The organism is Winogradskyella arenosi (genome assembly GCF_003337305.1).
Lineage (GTDB): Bacteria > Bacteroidota > Bacteroidia > Flavobacteriales > Flavobacteriaceae > Winogradskyella > Winogradskyella arenosi.
Map to the genome: position 1 here is coordinate 1 of NZ_QPJO01000001.1, position 16,738 is coordinate 16,738.

At 36.4% G+C, this 16,738-nt stretch carries 17 protein-coding genes; 2 read left to right on the forward strand and 15 right to left on the reverse strand.

All coding sequences use genetic code 11. The features are described from left to right. A partial coding sequence (locus tag DFQ08_RS00005; RefSeq protein ID WP_245935337.1) for a choice-of-anchor L domain-containing protein occupies window positions 1-2,077 on the reverse strand: 2,077 nt, incomplete at its 3' end. 179 nt (window positions 2,078-2,256) lie between these two features. On the opposite strand from DFQ08_RS00005, the gene DFQ08_RS00010 reads away from it, so the two are divergent. Together DFQ08_RS00010 and DFQ08_RS00015 are read left to right on the forward strand one after the other, a co-directional pair. Next, on the forward strand, window positions 2,257-3,159 hold the full coding sequence (locus DFQ08_RS00010; protein WP_114307756.1) for a NifU family protein: 903 nt from the start codon (window positions 2,257-2,259) through the stop codon (window positions 3,157-3,159). 145 nt (window positions 3,160-3,304) lie between these two features. Further along, window positions 3,305-4,117: a mechanosensitive ion channel family protein gene (locus tag DFQ08_RS00015; protein ID WP_114307757.1), complete on the forward strand. Its 813-nt coding sequence runs from the start codon at window positions 3,305-3,307 to the stop codon at window positions 4,115-4,117. On the opposite strand, the gene tsaB is transcribed toward DFQ08_RS00015, so the two are convergent. From tsaB to DFQ08_RS00085, 14 genes are all read right to left on the reverse strand, one after another. Continuing rightward, a complete protein-coding gene (gene tsaB / locus DFQ08_RS00020) occupies window positions 4,114-4,785 on the reverse strand; it encodes a tRNA (adenosine(37)-N6)-threonylcarbamoyltransferase complex dimerization subunit type 1 TsaB (RefSeq protein WP_114307758.1) in 672 nt (223 codons plus the stop codon). The genes DFQ08_RS00015 and tsaB overlap by 4 nt on opposite strands. A gap of 70 nt (window positions 4,786-4,855) precedes the next feature. After that, entirely contained in the window at window positions 4,856-6,151 is a 1,296-nt protein-coding gene (locus tag DFQ08_RS00025; RefSeq protein ID WP_114307759.1) for an efflux RND transporter periplasmic adaptor subunit, read from the reverse strand. A gap of 2 nt (window positions 6,152-6,153) precedes the next feature. After that, entirely contained in the window at window positions 6,154-7,596 is a 1,443-nt protein-coding gene (locus tag DFQ08_RS00030; RefSeq protein WP_114307760.1) for a TolC family protein, read from the reverse strand. Between the two features lie 52 nt (window positions 7,597-7,648). Next, window positions 7,649-8,806: an efflux RND transporter periplasmic adaptor subunit gene (locus DFQ08_RS00035; protein WP_114307761.1), complete on the reverse strand. Its 1,158-nt coding sequence runs from the start codon at window positions 8,804-8,806 to the stop codon at window positions 7,649-7,651. A gap of 19 nt (window positions 8,807-8,825) precedes the next feature. Next, window positions 8,826-10,085 (reverse strand): ABC transporter permease, encoded by a 1,260-nt coding sequence (locus DFQ08_RS00040; protein ID WP_114308627.1) that lies wholly within the window; start codon window positions 10,083-10,085, stop codon window positions 8,826-8,828. 1 nt (window position 10,086) lies between these two features. After that, window positions 10,087-11,331: an ABC transporter permease gene (locus DFQ08_RS00045; protein ID WP_114307762.1), complete on the reverse strand. Its 1,245-nt coding sequence runs from the start codon at window positions 11,329-11,331 to the stop codon at window positions 10,087-10,089. Then, complete coding sequence (locus tag DFQ08_RS00050) at window positions 11,324-12,025, reverse strand: ABC transporter ATP-binding protein (RefSeq protein WP_114307763.1); 702 nt, start codon at window positions 12,023-12,025, stop codon at window positions 11,324-11,326. The genes DFQ08_RS00045 and DFQ08_RS00050 overlap by 8 nt, the downstream gene beginning before the upstream one ends. A gap of 166 nt (window positions 12,026-12,191) precedes the next feature. After that, window positions 12,192-12,416: a hypothetical protein gene (locus DFQ08_RS00055; RefSeq protein ID WP_114307764.1), complete on the reverse strand. Its 225-nt coding sequence runs from the start codon at window positions 12,414-12,416 to the stop codon at window positions 12,192-12,194. A 2-nt stretch (window positions 12,417-12,418) separates the two neighbouring features. Then, complete coding sequence (locus DFQ08_RS00060) at window positions 12,419-12,964, reverse strand: DUF420 domain-containing protein (protein ID WP_114307765.1); 546 nt, start codon at window positions 12,962-12,964, stop codon at window positions 12,419-12,421. 35 nt (window positions 12,965-12,999) lie between these two features. After that, window positions 13,000-13,761 (reverse strand): SCO family protein, encoded by a 762-nt coding sequence (locus DFQ08_RS00065; RefSeq protein ID WP_114307766.1) that lies wholly within the window; start codon window positions 13,759-13,761, stop codon window positions 13,000-13,002. Beyond that, on the reverse strand, window positions 13,754-14,476 hold the full coding sequence (locus DFQ08_RS00070) for a hypothetical protein (protein ID WP_114307767.1): 723 nt from the start codon (window positions 14,474-14,476) through the stop codon (window positions 13,754-13,756). Before DFQ08_RS00070 ends, DFQ08_RS00065 begins: the two co-directional genes overlap by 8 nt. A 156-nt stretch (window positions 14,477-14,632) precedes the next feature. Further along, entirely contained in the window at window positions 14,633-15,079 is a 447-nt protein-coding gene (locus tag DFQ08_RS00075; RefSeq protein ID WP_114307768.1) for a cytochrome C oxidase subunit IV family protein, read from the reverse strand. Between the two features lie 20 nt (window positions 15,080-15,099). After that, window positions 15,100-16,101, reverse strand: coding sequence for a cytochrome c oxidase subunit 3 (locus DFQ08_RS00080; protein ID WP_114307769.1), 1,002 nt, complete (start codon window positions 16,099-16,101; stop codon window positions 15,100-15,102). A gap of 37 nt (window positions 16,102-16,138) precedes the next feature. Beyond that, window positions 16,139-16,738: a cytochrome c oxidase subunit 3 gene (locus DFQ08_RS00085; protein WP_114307770.1), complete on the reverse strand. Its 600-nt coding sequence runs from the start codon at window positions 16,736-16,738 to the stop codon at window positions 16,139-16,141.

Sequence of the window (16,738 nt, forward strand, 5' to 3'; positions counted from 1 at the left end):
TTGCAGTTTGGTCACTTAGCATAAACTCGCCGATTCCATCGTTAGAATCATCATCACAAAGCTCTAAATTAGACACTGCGTTGATGGTTGGGGCTAATGCTGCAGATATAGAGAAAGAGGTTACATCGCTACACGTTTGAGTTACATCAGCTAAACGTGCCCAAATAACTTGCGGACTAGTAACATTAGTATAAGGAGAGACTAAAGCCCCTACATTATCTATAGCATCCTGCTCTGTAAGGTGATAAGTTACAGCATAATCTGTAGCCGATTGTACACCTAATATATCATCGTCATTTTGGGTTAAATCAAATTCTTCAACCCCTGTTTCACTACAAACCACCATATTTGGTGCTTCATTTGCCGTAGGGTTATCTCTAAATTCAATAACAATAGGGTCAGAAGATCCAGAACAAACACTTTCAATATCAAATTCTGCATAATAAACCCCAGGTTCTGTAACAGTTAATATAGCGGTTGTTTCTCCAGGTATAACCACACCATCTTTATACCATACATGGTTTGCTAATTCAATATCAGTATCTAAGATGACTTCAGAACCCTCACATTGTGCATTTCCGGCAGCAATTGTAATATCATCTCCTAAATTTCCACCTAAATTAAAACTTCCTGCCTTAATAAAAACTCCTGAATCATAGGAACTATCTCTAGCATCTGCAATTACCAATTTAATTGTATACTCTTCATTAGGTGTTACATTTGCATGTGCGGTAAAAGGTACTGTACGCCCATCAAATGAAATTGGAGCCCCAAAATCTGGCGTATAACTATCGAAATAACGCACATTAGCACCTCCACAGCTCTCACCATTATCAGGGTGAATATTGGTTACCAATATGGGCGTTGTAGTCCCTGGTATCACCGCTAAATTGGTCTCATTCCCTGCAGAATCAGTTAAAAGAAAAGCAAATGCGTCCGAATAACTACATTCATAACCTCCCATATCGTATTCTTCCGAAGCCATTAAGAAATCGAAGGTAATTTCATTTCCTCTAGGTATAAAATTAAATTGTATATAGGTTGCATCATTTGAAGTATCTCCCGGATCTAATAAGAGATCAATATCAGGATCACCAGCCCAACTACCGTCAGACAAAGTTGCTCCATTAGGTCCCCCTGCTCTACTGGCATCTCCACTTGTTAACACAAGACCATCTTCAAACTCAAAATTCACGCCATCACTAAAAAAATACCCGATACCACTAGGTAAAGATGGGTTAATAGTAGAGCCCGTGGAATATATAATATTAGAAACTGAAGCACAAGGGCTATCAACCAAAACATCTTCAATAAGCTCCTCTACTGTAAACATATCTTGATCTACCACTAAATTAGGCCCAAGAACAAACACCGTAACAGTATCGCTATCAAAACACCCTTGTGGATTACTATCAGTAGCCGTAAATGTAACCGTATAGGTTCCTGACGTTAAAAAGGTATGAGAAACATCTGTACCAGTTGCTGTATCGCCATCTCCAAAATCCCAACTATACGTAGCACCAGTATCATCAGACTGAAACAGTGCACTTCCGGAAAAATCTACGGTATCTCCTGGTAAAATCCCTATAACCCCAGCGCCATTAGGCTCGGGAGAAGAACTATCAAAAGACGCATCGATATCCTGACAGGCGGTAGCACATAGAATTTCGGCTTCCCAACCATCTACACTCTGTGTACTATTAGAAATAAATTCTACCGTTAAACATCCTGAGGTATTTGCTCCAGTCGCACTTACTGAAAACGCACCAACTGGCCCCGAATAGGTACCAAGTAATGGAGCCGTTGTATCGTCTCCATCATAAATATTCATAACATCGGGATCTGGTCCGCCTTCAGTGAAGAAAAAATTAAAATTAAGAATGGTAAATTGGTCTGAATTTAATGGACATATCGTAGTCACAATGTTTTCATCGTTACCATAGCCTCCAAACTGAGACCCTGAGTCATAAAACATATCAGGACCACAACGCATAAACACTCCAGGTTCCATGTTGATGTCTTGCGAAAAACTAAAAATTGAGAATAATAAAGTGAAAAATAGTAGTGTTTTCTTCATATTAAATAGGGTCTACTCATTAAAGTTTAACCTTTTGGTTAAAACATTAACAAATGCATAACTTAACTTTAACGCGAAATTTAATCAAATTATATTAATTGCCTAAGGATAATAGTTAGAAAACAACAGCCTTTCTTTGAACTTTTCAATTTCATATTTCATATTTTTGCAAAAAAAAGATGCCAAAAACAAAGATATCCATCGTAACCACTTCTAATGAAAGTATTAAGAAATTTGAAGCCGACCGATTTTTAACCAATCACAACAGCTTCGAGTTCAACAACATAGATGAAGCTCAAAATTCACCATTGGCGCAACAGTTGTTTTATTTGCCCTTTGTAAAGAAGGTTTATATTGCTTCAAATTTTATAGCTATTGAACGTTATAATATTGTAGAATGGAAAGATGTAGAAAATGAAGTTGCTGATCAAATTGAGAACTTTTTATCTCAGAATGATGTAATTGTCAAAGAAGATGCGAGCAAACCTAAAGCTGCCGTTACCATTTATGCCGAGAGCACTCCGAATCCTGGAGTTTTAAAATTTGTTTGTAATAAGGCTTTGGTTCCAAATATATTTGAATTTAAAACTATAGAAGAAGCGAAACCTTCTCCTCTTGCCACAGCACTTTTTAAATTTCCTTTTGTTAAAAATGTTTATATAGAGAAGAATTTTATCTCTATTACAAAATTTGACATTGTAGAATGGGAAGAGGTAACCTTAGAACTGCGTGAATTTTTGAAAGCTTATGTTGAAGAAGGTAAAACCATTTTAAATGATGATGCCCCTAAAAAGCTTGAAAAAACGGAGGAAGCTATTGAGCAAAAGTTTGAAGCTTTAGACGACATTTCTAAAAATATAATAAACATTCTTGAAGAATATATTAAACCAGCGGTTGAAAGTGATGGTGGAAACATAGAATTTATCTCTTATGATGAGGATTCAAAAAAAGTAGAAGTCTTGTTGCAAGGGGCTTGTAGTGGCTGCCCTTCCTCTACCTTTACACTAAAAAATGGTATTGAAACCATGTTGAAAGACATGCTTAACGACCATTCTATCACCGTAAATGCTATAAACGGCTAAAATTTATTTAATTTTAAGTGACTTTTTATAGCTATTAAGAGTCTAAGTTGTAGTGTAGACCTTGGTCTGCCTTAACGGAAAGACATAACTCGGACTAAAAATTAGCCGAGTTTTTTATTTTAAATTTAAAAATTAGAACATTAACATGGACACACAAAAATGGATTGACGAAGGCTATAACTTTATTGTTGAGTTTGGACCAAAAGTAATTGGAGCCATTCTTATTTGGATTATAGGCTTATGGGTCATTAAAGTACTTCTTAAAGGCGTAAAAAAAGCAATGAACAAAGGCGATTATGATGAGAGTTTAAAGAAATTCTTATCTAACCTTATCAATTGGATCTTAAAGATTGTCTTAATTATTGTGGTTTTAGGTACGGTAGGCGTAGAAACGACTTCTTTTGCCGCTATTATTGCTGCCGCTGGTTTAGCCATTGGTTTAGCGCTTCAGGGCTCATTAGCTAATTTTGCTGGTGGAGTTTTAATTATGATTTTTAAACCTTTTAAAATTGGAGATTATATTCAAGCCCAAGGTGAAGCCGGAAGCGTTAAGGAAATTGAAATCTTTACTACAAAGTTACTTACACCAGATAATAAAGAGATTATTATCCCTAATGGAAGTTTATCTAATGGAAATATCATTAATTATTCAACAGAAGATAAACGTCGTGTAGATTGGACTTTTGGAGTTGGCTACGATTCTGACATTAGAAAAACAAAAGAAGTGATCTTAGAAGTTATTAAAAAACACCCTTTAATCCTTCAAGATCCTGCACCGGCAATTAACGTTTCAGAATTAGCAGATAGTTCTATTAATTTTTTCACTAGAGTCTGGGTAAATACGCCTGACTATTGGGCTGTAAAATTTGATATTACAGAACAAACTAAAGAAGCATTAGATGCGGCTGGTATTGATATTCCTTATCCACATCAAGTAGAAATACATAAAGAGGCTTAAGACTTCTTTTTTAAAGCTACAAAATCCTTTAAATAATAAGGTTCAAAATAAGCGACATTTACGGTGTCGCTTTTTTTGTACTTTAATTCTGCCAAGGCTGACATTTCATTAGCTGAAGGTAATTTCCCTTCAACAAACACGGCATTAGGATGTGAAATTAAAGACTTGGTCTTCTCTACCCCATTACCTATAAAATAAACTTTAGCCTGTTCTAAAAGCGCCTTAAAACTAGCTTCGTTTAAAATCTCGGCTTCAATGCCGCGGTGGAGCTCAAATTCAGCCGTGTAAATTGCAGAATAAACTTCCATACGTCGTGCATCTAACATCGGAACGATAAAACCACTTTCTGTCTTAACTTGGTGGGCTAAACTCTCTAAAGTAGACAGCGCAATTAAAGGTTTATCTAAAGCAAAACATAAGCCTTTTGCTGAAGATACACCGATACGCAATCCCGTATAAGAGCCCGGGCCTTTACTCACGGCTATAGCATCAATTTGAGAAGGCTCTAGATTGGCCTCCTTAAAAACCTCATCAATAAACAGGTGTAAGGTTTCTGCATGAGAATACCCTAAACTATTATCTTCTTTTAAAACTAAAGTCTCTCCATCTTTAGACAGAGAGACTGAACAATTTGTTGTTGCTGTTTCTATATTAAGCACAAATGCCATAAGTGGTCCTAATTTTTGGCAAAATTACAATATATATTTATCAAAATGAACGGCCACCACGAGGAAGTGGTTAATTGTTGGTGCCTTCAGCGTTTTCTTGAGGCACCGCAATAGCATCACCTGAATTCAAATTTTTAGAAACCGTGTTATATGGCCCTATTATAATTTCATCGCCTTCCTCTAAACCAGATACAATTTCAATATTGGTATCATCTTGAATGCCGGTTTTTACCACTCTTAATTTGGCTTTTCCATTAGCGTTGACAAAGACACATTCAAACTTTTCATCTGACTGCCCAGACGTTGTAGTGGCCATCTCTACAGATTTTGTATTCAGTTTTTTGGTGGCACTCGTATCTGTCTTTATAACAATAGCACTAATTGGCACGGCGATAGCATCTTTTCTGGTCTTGGTAATAATATCTACAGTCGCCGTCATCCCTGGTCTAAATGGAGAATAGGTTTCAGGTTTCCCTTCTGTTAACGCTTTATAAGACGACTCAATAATTCTTACCTTAACTTCAAAATTAGTCACTTGGTCTGCCGCTAAGTCTCCTGCTGCTGAATTAGCAATAGCGGTAACCACACCTTTAAATTGTGTATTTAAATAAGCATCTACTTCTACAATGGTAGAATCACCAATGGCCACTTTTACAATATCATTTTCATTCACATCCACTTCCACTTCCATGTTCTTTAAGTTGGCTACGCGTAAAATTTCTGTTCCGGCCATTTGCTGTGTTCCAACAACACGCTCTCCAAGTTCTACATTGAGTAAGGAAATGGTCCCCGTCATAGGTGCATAAATAGTGGTTCGGTTTAAATTGTCTTTAGCTTCATTAACCGTTGCGGCAGCACTCTGCACATTGTAATAAGCTGAATTTTTTCCGGCGATAGCCGTTTCATAAGCCGCTACAGAATTATCCCATTCTGATTTTGAAATCACCCCTTTATCAAACAGTGTTTTATTTCTATCGTAATCCGCCTTGGCTTGTTTTAAGTTGGCTTCAGCTTGCGCTAAACCCGCTCTTACATTTTGGTAAGACGCCTGACTTCTACTTACTGCAGACTGAATTAAATCGGGATTAATACGTACTAAAAGGTCTCCTTTTTTCACCTCTTGACCTTCTTTAAAAGGCAGTTCTAAAATTTCACCAGACACTTCCGAAGAAATTTTAACCTCAACCTCGGGTTGAATTTTTCCGGTGGCCGATACCGTTTCTACAATATCTTTAAGGATTACGTCTTGTAACGTGACTTCTTTCAATTCTCCTTTTTCACCAAACCATCCTGATTTAGCGCCTATCACTAGAATTAGAAGTGCAACCACTACGATTCCGATAATAATTTTTACTGTTTTGCTCATAATTAAAACTTTAATTCTGTTGCTGGTATTCCGAAGTATAACTCTAAAACTTTTAACTTAAAGATGTAATCATATTTAGCACGATTTAATTCAATTTTAGAATTATCAAATCGCACTTTAGACTGACTAAAATCGAAAGCATTAGTAAGCCCTACATCATAACGTTCTTTGGCATACTCATAGGCCAATTGTTGCGACTCTAAGGCCAATTCTGCCGCCTCATAAGATTTTAAAGCGCCTTTAGCATCAACATAAGCTTGATAAACATTAGATTCTAAATCTAACTCGGCTTGCTCTAATTGAAACTTAGAACGTTCTAAGTTAATTTTATTTCTTTGAATATTTCCTTTAGTGCTAAAGCCATTTAAGATAGGAATATTAAGCTGTAACCCATATGCAATACCGTCATTTAAATATAATTGGTCTATAAACGGATCCGCTCCCACTTGCGTAGCAAAGGTATTAGGAAATTCCCCAATTACAGCTTGTCCGGTACCTTCAACAGTACCTATTTGCTGTGTTACTGTAGGGTTGTCTTGATCTACTTCTGTAATAAATGAAGGTGTATCAGTATACCTTGTGTTATAGCCGAAAAAAGCAGATAAGGTAGGATAATTAAGACCTTTGGCTAATTTTAGATCTATCGCCGCCAATTCTACACTTTGCTCTGCAATTTTGATTTCTGATCGCGATTCTTTTGCTGAAGCAATAATCTCCCCAACACTTTTATCGGCAATCTGTGAAGCAACAATATCATAGTCTTCATCTTCCACATCGAAATTTTCATAATCCTTAATCAGTAAAAGTTGTGCTAAACTGATTAATGAAATTTGAATATTGTTTTCCGCCTGAATAATACTTTGTTGTTCACTCGCATCCGTTGCTTTAATTTCTAATAAATCGCCACGAGGTAAAGATCCCGCTTCTACCAATTGCTCGGTTCTTTTAATCTGTTCTTTGGTCACCACATTTTGGGTTTGCAACACTTCTAAATTCGCCTTGTTTAAAATCACCGTGAGGTAAGCGTTTGCAACGAACAAAGAAATGTCGTCTTTCATCTTATCTAGGCTATATTGGCTAGAAAGCTTAGAAATTTTGGCACGTTGTACCTGTCTTACATTTCTTAATCCGTCAAAAAGTGTATACCCCATATTGATACTTCCGGAGACCGAAAGAAAGGTGGTGGTTTGTGCGTTATTGGTCACCGGATTAAAACTAAGTCCTGTATTTTCTGAAACTCCTGCCCCAGCACTGATACTCGGTAAAAAGTTTCCAACCGCCGTCATTTTATCAACATCGGCTAACTGTAAATCTAATTCGCTTTGTTTTACAGAAATATTGTTTTCTAAGGCATACTCCACACACTCTTTAAGCGTCCACTTTTTATGCTGTGCTTGTGCTAAAACTCCAAAAAGAAGTACTACGATAAGGATTGATTTTTTCATGATGTCTATTGGTCTATGTAAAACTTAAAATGTTACAGTAAATTTAAATATATTACTGAGCGTAGTCTGGCACCCCTTCAAGTTGGTTCCACACCTTTATCTTGTCGGATTTAGAAAGGCCCGATTTAACCTCTACTACAATTCCATCACTAAGACCTAAAGTAATGTCTTTTCGTTCAAAAGTTTGATCGCCAACTTCGACCTCTACATAAGGAGCTTTTGTTTCCTCGTCATACTGTACTAAGGCTTCTTTTATGGCCAACACCTTTTCAACTTTGTCTAAAATAATAGACGCATTTGCGCTGAGTCCGGCTCTAATAAAGGTAGAATCTATTTTCTGAAGTGTTCCTTTTATTTCAAATTGAATGGCACCATTTTCAGCCACACCTTTAGGGGCAATATAATCTAATACCGCTTCAAAAGTTTTATTCTCTATAGCGCCAACCGTGATTTCTAGTGGTAGACCTTCTTTAATTTTCCCCACTTCACTTTCATCTACTTTACCTTCAAAAATCATCTGTTTTACATCGGCTAAAGAAGCTATTGAGGTCCCTTCGTTAAAATTATTAGCTTCAATAACTTGATTTCCGGCCTTTACGGGCACATCTAAAACCATTCCAGATACGGTAGCTCTTACTTGGGTTTGGGCAATATTTCCTAAGCCCGAAGTGGTACCGGTTTTTATAATATCATAATTCTGATTGGCAGAATTCACGTTTATTTTAGCCTGTTCTACGCTTTGCTTAGATTGTAAATAGGCATTACTTACAGATTCGAAATCATTGGCAGAAATCACACCTTTTTCAAAAAGCGCTTTTTGCCTATCGTAGTTGGCCTGCTGCGTTTGTAGATTAATCTGTGCCGTTTGAAGAGCCGTTTGGTTGGTTGCAATATTATTTTTAGCACTCGTTAACGTTGAAGCATTAGGAATAACTTTAATCTGAGCAATAAGATCACCCTGTTCTACGTACTCTCCAGCTTCAATAAAAACCTTTTCAATTACTCCTGAAATATTAGGTTTTATAAGCACCTCTTCTTTAGGCACAATATTACCAGTGGCCACCGTTTTTAGTATAATGGTTTCTTCCGTTGGAGATTCTGAAGTATAGGTCTTTGGATCCTCTTGATTTTTTTGCCATAAATAAAAGAGTGCGCTTCCAAATACAGAAACAATGATGATTAATATAATTATCGTTTTTGTTCTTTTCATGATTATAATGGATATATATTTAGTCTATTCTAAGAGCGTCTACAGGTTTCATTTTTGTGGCACTATTGGCAGGAATAAGTCCGGCAAGCACGCCTGAAACAATTAATATAATTAAAGCGGTAAATATAACTTGCATACTTACACTTGGATTTGCAAAATTATCGACAGGGCCGTAATAGTCTAAAAGGATGTTCATGCCCCAAATGATAAAGGCCGCAAAAGAAATCCCGACCATACCGGCTAAAATGGTAAGCATTAAACTCTCTTGTAAAATTTGAGACTTTATGGCCCACGGGCTAGCTCCTAGTGCGCGTCTTACCCCAATTTCTTTCGTACGTTCTTTAACCACAATAAGCATAATATTACTGATGCCAATGATACCAGACATTAAGACCAAAGCGCCTACAAAATACCCCACAAAAGAAAGGATAGAAAACAAACCATTAACACGTCCAAATTGTTCGGAGAGGTCAAAATGCCCAATGGCGCGGTCATCCGTAGGATCTACTTTATGCCGGGCTTTCATAATGTTAAACACCTGAGGTTTTAAAGTGGTAATGCTTACATGATCTTGTGCCGTTAGCGCCATCCAACCTACGGTATCGCCTCTGTTAAACGCCTGACTAAAGGTGGTAAAAGGCATATAGATGGTATTGGCGTCTTGTTCTTCATCGCCTTGACTATTGCTCATTTTAAAGCTACCTACAACCATAAAATTGACCCCATTAATTTTAATATAGGTCCCTAAAACCGGCTCGCCTTTATCGTATAAACTATTAAGCACCCCTGTACCAATAACACAAATTTTTCGCTTTGCATTAATATCGGAATAACTTAAAAAACGCCCTTGAAGAATATCCATAGGTTGTTGTTTTATGTATTCGGGGTAATCGCCATAAATTTCAAATGCTCCTGTTTTAGTTCCTCTTGTCACATTATTAGCGCCATTAAATCCGCCCAACTGGTTTCTTGGTGACACATATTTTAAATTAGGTACGGCCGTTTTAAGCGCGGCAACATCATCGATTTTAAAATTGAAATAACGTCCCTTAGGCAAGCCTTTATAGGGTTTAGAGGTTCCTTGAGACCACATAAACATAGAATTGGTCGCAAAATCGCCAAAATCTGCAGTGACCCCATTTTTAAGACCATTGGTCAAGGCCAACAGCAAGACTAAAATGGTAATCCCCCAGAACACCCCAAAAGCAGTTAATAAGGTTCTAAACTTATTGGCGTTTAGCGCTTCTAATATTTCATCCCAACGGTCTCTACTAAACATACTATTCATCTCTTAGGGCATCAATAGGTTTAATTTTTGCGGCTCTATACGCAGGAATAAATCCGGCAATAGTCCCTGCAAAAACCAATAAAAACACAGTAGACAAGGCAATTTTAAAATCGACCTGCGGATACTTTATAAAATCATTTTGAATTTGTGGACCTACAAGTTCTAACAAGCCAAGCCCAAGAATTAATCCGAATAAGCCTGAAAACATGGTTACAAAAATGGCTTCTTGCAAAATCATACCGATAATAGAACTCGGTAGCGCACCAAGGGCTTTTCTTATTCCGATTTCTTTAGTACGCTCTTTAACTATGATAAGCATAATATTCCCAACGCCAACGATACCTGCAATGATGGTACCGATACCCACAAACCAGAAGACTAATTTTAAGGTAGCAATGAGCGAATAAATTTTTTCAGCCTGCTCTAAGGTATTGTTAACTCTAACGGCACTAATATCATCTGGGGCTACGGTATGCAGTTCCTTTATCTTTTTTTCAATGCCTAAAGCAATGGCATTAGAGGTTTGAACGGCTTCATCAAAATCATCAGCCATTTTAACGGTGAAGGCCATGTTTCTAATATTTTCTCCGGCATTAAATACTTTTTGCGCAGTTGTTAAGGGCACGTAAACCTGCCCCTCTTCACGATCTCCTCCCGGATCATAAAATACGCCCACCACTTTGAAATTCATCCCAAAGATTTGGATGTTCTTATCGATGGGATCTTCACCTTTAAACAGGTCTTCTTTAATTTTATTTCCAATGACAGCCACCTTTTTACTAGAACTGATATCGGAGCTGTTAATAAAACGACCCGATCCGATGTCTGCATTTTCAATAAATTGATTTTCGGGCATGGTACCACGAACGCGATAATTTCCGGTTTCATTTTGATAATTTACCGTACCACCATAGATCATATAATCTTTGGTTCGATACTCTAAGTAATCATCGTATTGATTTTCGATAGCCTCGAAGCTAGAATTTTTAAGCTGAACATAGCGCCCGGGATTGAGACCTTTATATCCCTTGGTAGTCACTCCCGTCCATACCGAGATTTTATTTGTCGCATCTTGCTCAAACTGTGATTTTACACCGTTAGCAATCCCTTCACTAAATCCTAAAAGTATCACTAATATAAAAATCCCAGAGGCCACAGAAAGTCCTGTAAGAAAGGTTCGCAATTTATTTTTGCTAAGCGTTTCGAATATTTCTTGCCAACGTTCTATATCAAACATGGGCTGATGCTCTTATCTGTTCTACGGAACTATCGTCTATTATTAAGCCATCTTTTAGATTTACAATACGCTTGGTCATATGTGCAATGTCATCTTCATGCGTCACGATTAAGATGGTTTTTCCTTCGTCATTAATACCTTGTATTAACTCCATAACCTCATAAGAGGTTTTTGTATCTAAGGCTCCTGTAGGTTCATCGGCCAATAACACTTTAGGATCACTTGCTAAAGCCCGAGCAATAGCAACCCGTTGTTTTTGCCCTCCTGAAAGTTCACTTGGTAAATGGTGCGACCATTGGGCTAGACCCACTTTTTCCAAATAATGCATGGCACGTTCTGTACGCTCTTTACGTTTTACTCCTTTATAGTAAAGTGGCATAGATACATTATCTAAAGCCGATTTATAATTGATGAGATTAAACGACTGAAAAATGAATCCGAGAAATTCATTTCTATATTTAGCGGCAATTTTTTCGTTAAGATTTTTAATAGGCACATCGTCTAAAATGTATTGCCCTTGATCGGCTTCATCTAACATTCCTAAAATATTAAGTAATGTTGATTTCCCTGATCCTGAAGATCCCATTATAGAGACAAGCTCACCTTCTTTGACATTAAAATTAATACCTTTTAATACGTGAAGCGAGTTGCTTCCCATATGGTAAGATTTATGTAAATCTTTTATTTGAATCATAATGTGATTGGGTTAACGAATACCATTCTAATGGCGTTTGAAGACCTTTTGAATCTACAACACTATTGATCTAAAGCTGGCACATATTAAATTAATTACAACAACAGCAGGCACAATATCCCTTATTTTCACATATGACGTCTATATAGCAAAAATGTTACAGGTTTTACTCTGATTTATCGGGCTGATTATATTTTCTATAAATCACATAACCAATAACCGCCACTAAGAGGTAAGGAACGGCCATTAAAAAGACAATTCCATCATTAATTCCTTCGGCTGCAGATTGATCTTCACCACTTTCTAAAACGGCTCTACACATCGCGCATTGCGCATTACTGAGGGTAAAAGATACAACCGTGAATAAGAATAAACTAATTTTACGCTTCATAATTAGGTATAATATGGTGCTATCATCACATAAACAATAACCCCTGTTACGGCTACATATAACCACATTGGAAAAGTGTAACGTGCAATCTTTCTATGACGCACTTTATCATTAGTAATACCCCGCACATAGGTTATTAATACAAAAGGAATAATCACTATAGACAGCACAATATGGGTGATCAGTATAAAATAATAAAGGTATTTTACAAGGCCGTCACCACCGAATTTTGTTGAATCGCTGGTCATATGATACGCCACATACATCACTAAAAACACCACAGAGCTCCAAATAGCTGTTGTCATTAAGTTTTCATGAAGTACCACCTGCTTTTTTCTTATGGCCAAGAAAGCAACAATTAATACAATAGCCGTGAACCCGTTAATGGTAGCATAAATAGGCGGTAAAAATGTTAAGGGCTCTACATCGTAACCCAAGTCTTGTAGCTTAACACGCGATAAAATGGCGACTACAATTGGGATGATAATAGACAGGACGATAATCCATTTGTTATATTTCTTTGCTTTTACTGTGTCGATTGTATTCATAGATTTGGTGTTACTTAAGCCAGTTCAGAATCGTATTATTCTTTTAATAATTTAGCTATATCTTCTTTTAGAATGGTAATTTCTTGGGCAATGCCATCTTCATCTACACCCACGGCTTCTGAAATTAAACCGTTATAAAAAATCTTAGGGTTTCCAAATTCATCTTTTCTAGAACGGATATATCCTTCTTTATCTATTAAGGCAAAATTACCGGAATGCTCAAAGCCTCCCACGACAGTTTCGTCTTTAGCGGTATAAAGATTAAAGCCTTCATTAGCCAACTTATAAATACGCGTCTCATCACCAGTCATAAAATGCCAATTAGGATTGGTAATCCCATATTTTTCAGCATAAGCTTTAAGTACTTCTGGTGTATCAATATCTGGAGCGATGGTAAATGAAGCAACTCCAAAATCTTTAAAATTCTTAAATTCCTCTTGCACCGTTACCAAGTTACGGTTCATAATTGGGCATATAGTTGGGCAGGTTGTAAAAAAGAACTCTACAACATAGACCTTTCCTAGATAATCTTCATTGGTAATGGTTTCACCATCTTGATTGGTGAAGCTAAAATGAGGCACTTTTTTAGGTGCGCCGTTAATTTCAAGATAAGCCAAGTCACTTTTCACCTTAACTGAAGACTCTAAATGAGAATTTAGAACATCTTTACTTCGACTCTCTTCACGGATAATATCTCCTCCTGTTACACGATCAATAATTTTAGGAACAAAAAGGATTCCAAAAATTAAAATTACAAATGCAATTCCGATATAGGAATAATTAGCTTTTTTACTCATGCTTTTTGTTTATTTCGTTTGCTCGTCTTGTGTTTGAATCGTCAAATTTACCTTTGCGTTTCTGACGGTATTCTGTGAATAGAATACGAACATCATCACTCATCATATTTTTAATTTCTGCCACCTTAATGGCATTATAAGCGTACACTCCGAAAGCGGGTTTATTGTTTTCAACAGCCCGTTCGTCTCGCCCGTCAATACGTCCACGTTGATTTAAATCTTTATCTATAATAAATACTTCATCTAGGGATAAATCGGCTTCTAAATTCACATCGGCCTTTAAAGAATGATAAAGCATTTTTATCTCGCCTTCTGAAGCAAAAGCGTAATGCCAATATTTTAAATCTTCGTAAGTATTGATTTCCTTTTTTAAGGCTTCCACTTCTTCTTCGGTCCCTTCAGGAACGACGATGACCAATTGAAATGTTTTAAACCCTTTAAACTTATCATAGACCAACTCCTTAAGATTTGAAGCCGCAATCATGTGATCTAAGGGTGATTTCCCTAAAAAGCCTAACACAGTAATATGATCTTTTAATAAAAGGGGCTCACCTCTATCCGAGCGAAATGCAGTAATATCAATAACCTTTTCATTGACGACATCTAAAGGCTCGTAATTGTGCTTTGCAGGATAAAGCATTAATAGGAATGCGACTGGTAGAAAGAATAATATACCAAGAACGAGATAGCGTTTTACTTTTGTTAATTTCTTCATCGATTAAGAACTATAGCCCTCATTTTTGGGGTTTAACACACTATAATTTAAGGTCTCTTATAGCGTATGCAAAAATAAAAAAGGTGGTTTATAAAAACCACCTTTTCATTGTATTTAACACTTTGATAAATCGCCCTGTTTATATGTCTGTTTTTACTAGAAATCCTTCTTAATTAAGGCGTGTTCTGCGTTGTATACACTAAATACATAACCTCCTTCTTGTAATAAGATAAAGACTAAGTAACAGATTAAGAAAACACCTGTCCAAACAATAACCTTTCTTAAGCTTCCTACTTCATCTCTAAGGTGCATGAAATCCCATGCAATGTAATAGGCCTTAACTATTGTTAATAAAATAAAGATTAGGTTTAAGGGCTTCATGTAAACAATAGGAGAAAGAATAATGTTTCCTAATGTTGCGAAGAATCCACCTTCTAAAGGCTCTAACCAAGTATGCATTAATATTGCTGGCTTGTAAATCCCTAAAACAACTTCTACTGCCGTTACTAAAGATAAGAATACTAATACGCCCCAGATTTTTTCTTTGTTAGATTTAAATTTCCAACGTCCTCTGAATATTTCTAATTTATGCTCGTGTGCCATAATATAACCTTAATTTCTTTTTAAACTAAATAGAAGAATGTGAATACAAATACCCATACTAAATCGACAAAGTGCCAGTAGAGTCCAACTTTTTCTACCATCTCATAACTTCCTCTTCTTTCGTAAGTCCCTAAGACCACATTAAAGAATATGATAATATTTAATATCACTCCTGAAAGTACGTGGAATCCGTGGAATCCGGTAATGAAGAAAAAGAAATCACCAAATAGAGACGTTCCGTATTCGTTAACCTTGAGGTTAGCACCTTTTACAACTAACTTTCCGTTCTCTTTTATTTGTTTTAAAGATTCTGCTCTAGATAAAATGGTTTTGTGTCCTTCTTCGTTTAAAAATTGTGTACGTACAACAACATTTTCTTGTGCCGCTAAACCTGTGTAGATTTCATCTACTGTATATGGAGGCAATGATCCTTCGTCAGTAAACCAAATTCCATTTTTACGTTCGTGACTGATACGTGCACTTTCTTGTGGAATTGCAATATCGTCAATAGAAACACGTTTGAAAATTTCTTCACCATCTTCAGTAACATACTCACCAAACTGTAAGATGTTTCCACCTTTAGTTTGTACAGCACCGTAATCTCCTTGAATAAACGTGGCCCATTCCCAAGCTTGCGACCCTAAGAATACCGCTCCACCTATAACGGTTAAAAACATGTATATGGTCACTTTAGATTTGTTCATATGATGACCTGCATCTACAGCTAATACCATAGTTACAGAAGACATAATAAGAATAAACGTCATAACTGCCACATAAATCATTGGCAATTCTTGACCGTGCATAAACGGCACGTGTGTAAACACCTCATCCGCTATTGGCCATTCATTAATGAACTTAAATCTTGAAAAGCCATAAGCTGCCAAGAAGCCTGAAAATGTTAAGGCATCAGATACAATGAAGAACCACATCATCATTTTTCCGTAACTTGCTTTTAGTGGACTGTTGCCACCACCCCAAGTTTTATCTTCTGTACCAGTACTAACTACCGTAGAATCCATAGAATTTATTTAAATTTTTAAGATTGGACAAAAATAATCAAATTATATATTTAAAAAAATATAAAAACAAAAAGAGCACAACCCAAAGCCCATCTACGAAATGCCAAAAAATTGCTGCTAGTTCAAATCCTAACATATTGTTGGAGTTATACTTTTGTTTAAAATGATTATAAATTACAACTATAAGGCATATTAGCCCAGCAATAACGTGCGCTATGTGTAATATAGCAATGACATAGATGTAAGACATTGTGATATTACTCGTAGGCCCGGTAAAGTAATAACCTTCCGAAATGATCTGTCCGAATCCTACAAATTGGCTATAAATAAATCCTATTCCAAGACCTAAAGTGGCCAATAAAAACACGGATACCATTTGCATTTTGCCTTGTTGAAGGGCACGTTTTGCTAAAATAAAGGTAATACTACTTACAATTATGAGCACTAAACTGGTAAAAAATGCGCTTGGCAATTGAAAATCTACTAACCAATCTTCATTAAGACGTTGTTTACTACTAACAATAAATGCACTTAATAATCCGGCAAAAGACATAATTAAAGAACCTATCCCAAACCATATCATCATCTTTTTAGACCTTGCAGTTTTTTCTGCTGTTGTTCCTTTTGTTAAATCCAT

What these genes read in the sequence shown, in the direction of transcription:
- DFQ08_RS00010 (WP_114307756.1), top strand. Translation starts at nt 2,257, where the DNA reads ATGCCAAAAACAAAGATATCCATCGTAACCACTTCTAATGAAAGTATT.
- DFQ08_RS00015 (WP_114307757.1), top strand. Translation starts at nt 3,305, where the DNA reads ATGGACACACAAAAATGGATTGACGAAGGCTATAACTTTATTGTTGAG.
- tsaB (WP_114307758.1), bottom strand. Translation starts at nt 4,785, where the DNA reads ATGGCATTTGTGCTTAATATAGAAACAGCAACAACAAATTGTTCAGTC.
- DFQ08_RS00025 (WP_114307759.1), bottom strand. Translation starts at nt 6,151, where the DNA reads ATGAGCAAAACAGTAAAAATTATTATCGGAATCGTAGTGGTTGCACTT.
- DFQ08_RS00030 (WP_114307760.1), bottom strand. Translation starts at nt 7,596, where the DNA reads ATGAAAAAATCAATCCTTATCGTAGTACTTCTTTTTGGAGTTTTAGCA.
- DFQ08_RS00035 (WP_114307761.1), bottom strand. Translation starts at nt 8,806, where the DNA reads ATGAAAAGAACAAAAACGATAATTATATTAATCATCATTGTTTCTGTA.
- DFQ08_RS00040 (WP_114308627.1), bottom strand. Translation starts at nt 10,085, where the DNA reads ATGTTTAGTAGAGACCGTTGGGATGAAATATTAGAAGCGCTAAACGCC.
- DFQ08_RS00045 (WP_114307762.1), bottom strand. Translation starts at nt 11,331, where the DNA reads ATGTTTGATATAGAACGTTGGCAAGAAATATTCGAAACGCTTAGCAAA.
- DFQ08_RS00050 (WP_114307763.1), bottom strand. Translation starts at nt 12,025, where the DNA reads ATGATTCAAATAAAAGATTTACATAAATCTTACCATATGGGAAGCAAC.
- DFQ08_RS00055 (WP_114307764.1), bottom strand. Translation starts at nt 12,416, where the DNA reads ATGAAGCGTAAAATTAGTTTATTCTTATTCACGGTTGTATCTTTTACC.
- DFQ08_RS00060 (WP_114307765.1), bottom strand. Translation starts at nt 12,964, where the DNA reads ATGAATACAATCGACACAGTAAAAGCAAAGAAATATAACAAATGGATT.
- DFQ08_RS00065 (WP_114307766.1), bottom strand. Translation starts at nt 13,761, where the DNA reads ATGAGTAAAAAAGCTAATTATTCCTATATCGGAATTGCATTTGTAATT.
- DFQ08_RS00070 (WP_114307767.1), bottom strand. Translation starts at nt 14,476, where the DNA reads ATGAAGAAATTAACAAAAGTAAAACGCTATCTCGTTCTTGGTATATTA.
- DFQ08_RS00075 (WP_114307768.1), bottom strand. Translation starts at nt 15,079, where the DNA reads ATGGCACACGAGCATAAATTAGAAATATTCAGAGGACGTTGGAAATTT.
- DFQ08_RS00080 (WP_114307769.1), bottom strand. Translation starts at nt 16,101, where the DNA reads ATGGATTCTACGGTAGTTAGTACTGGTACAGAAGATAAAACTTGGGGT.
- DFQ08_RS00085 (WP_114307770.1), bottom strand. Translation starts at nt 16,738, where the DNA reads ATGGATTTAACAAAAGGAACAACAGCAGAAAAAACTGCAAGGTCTAAA.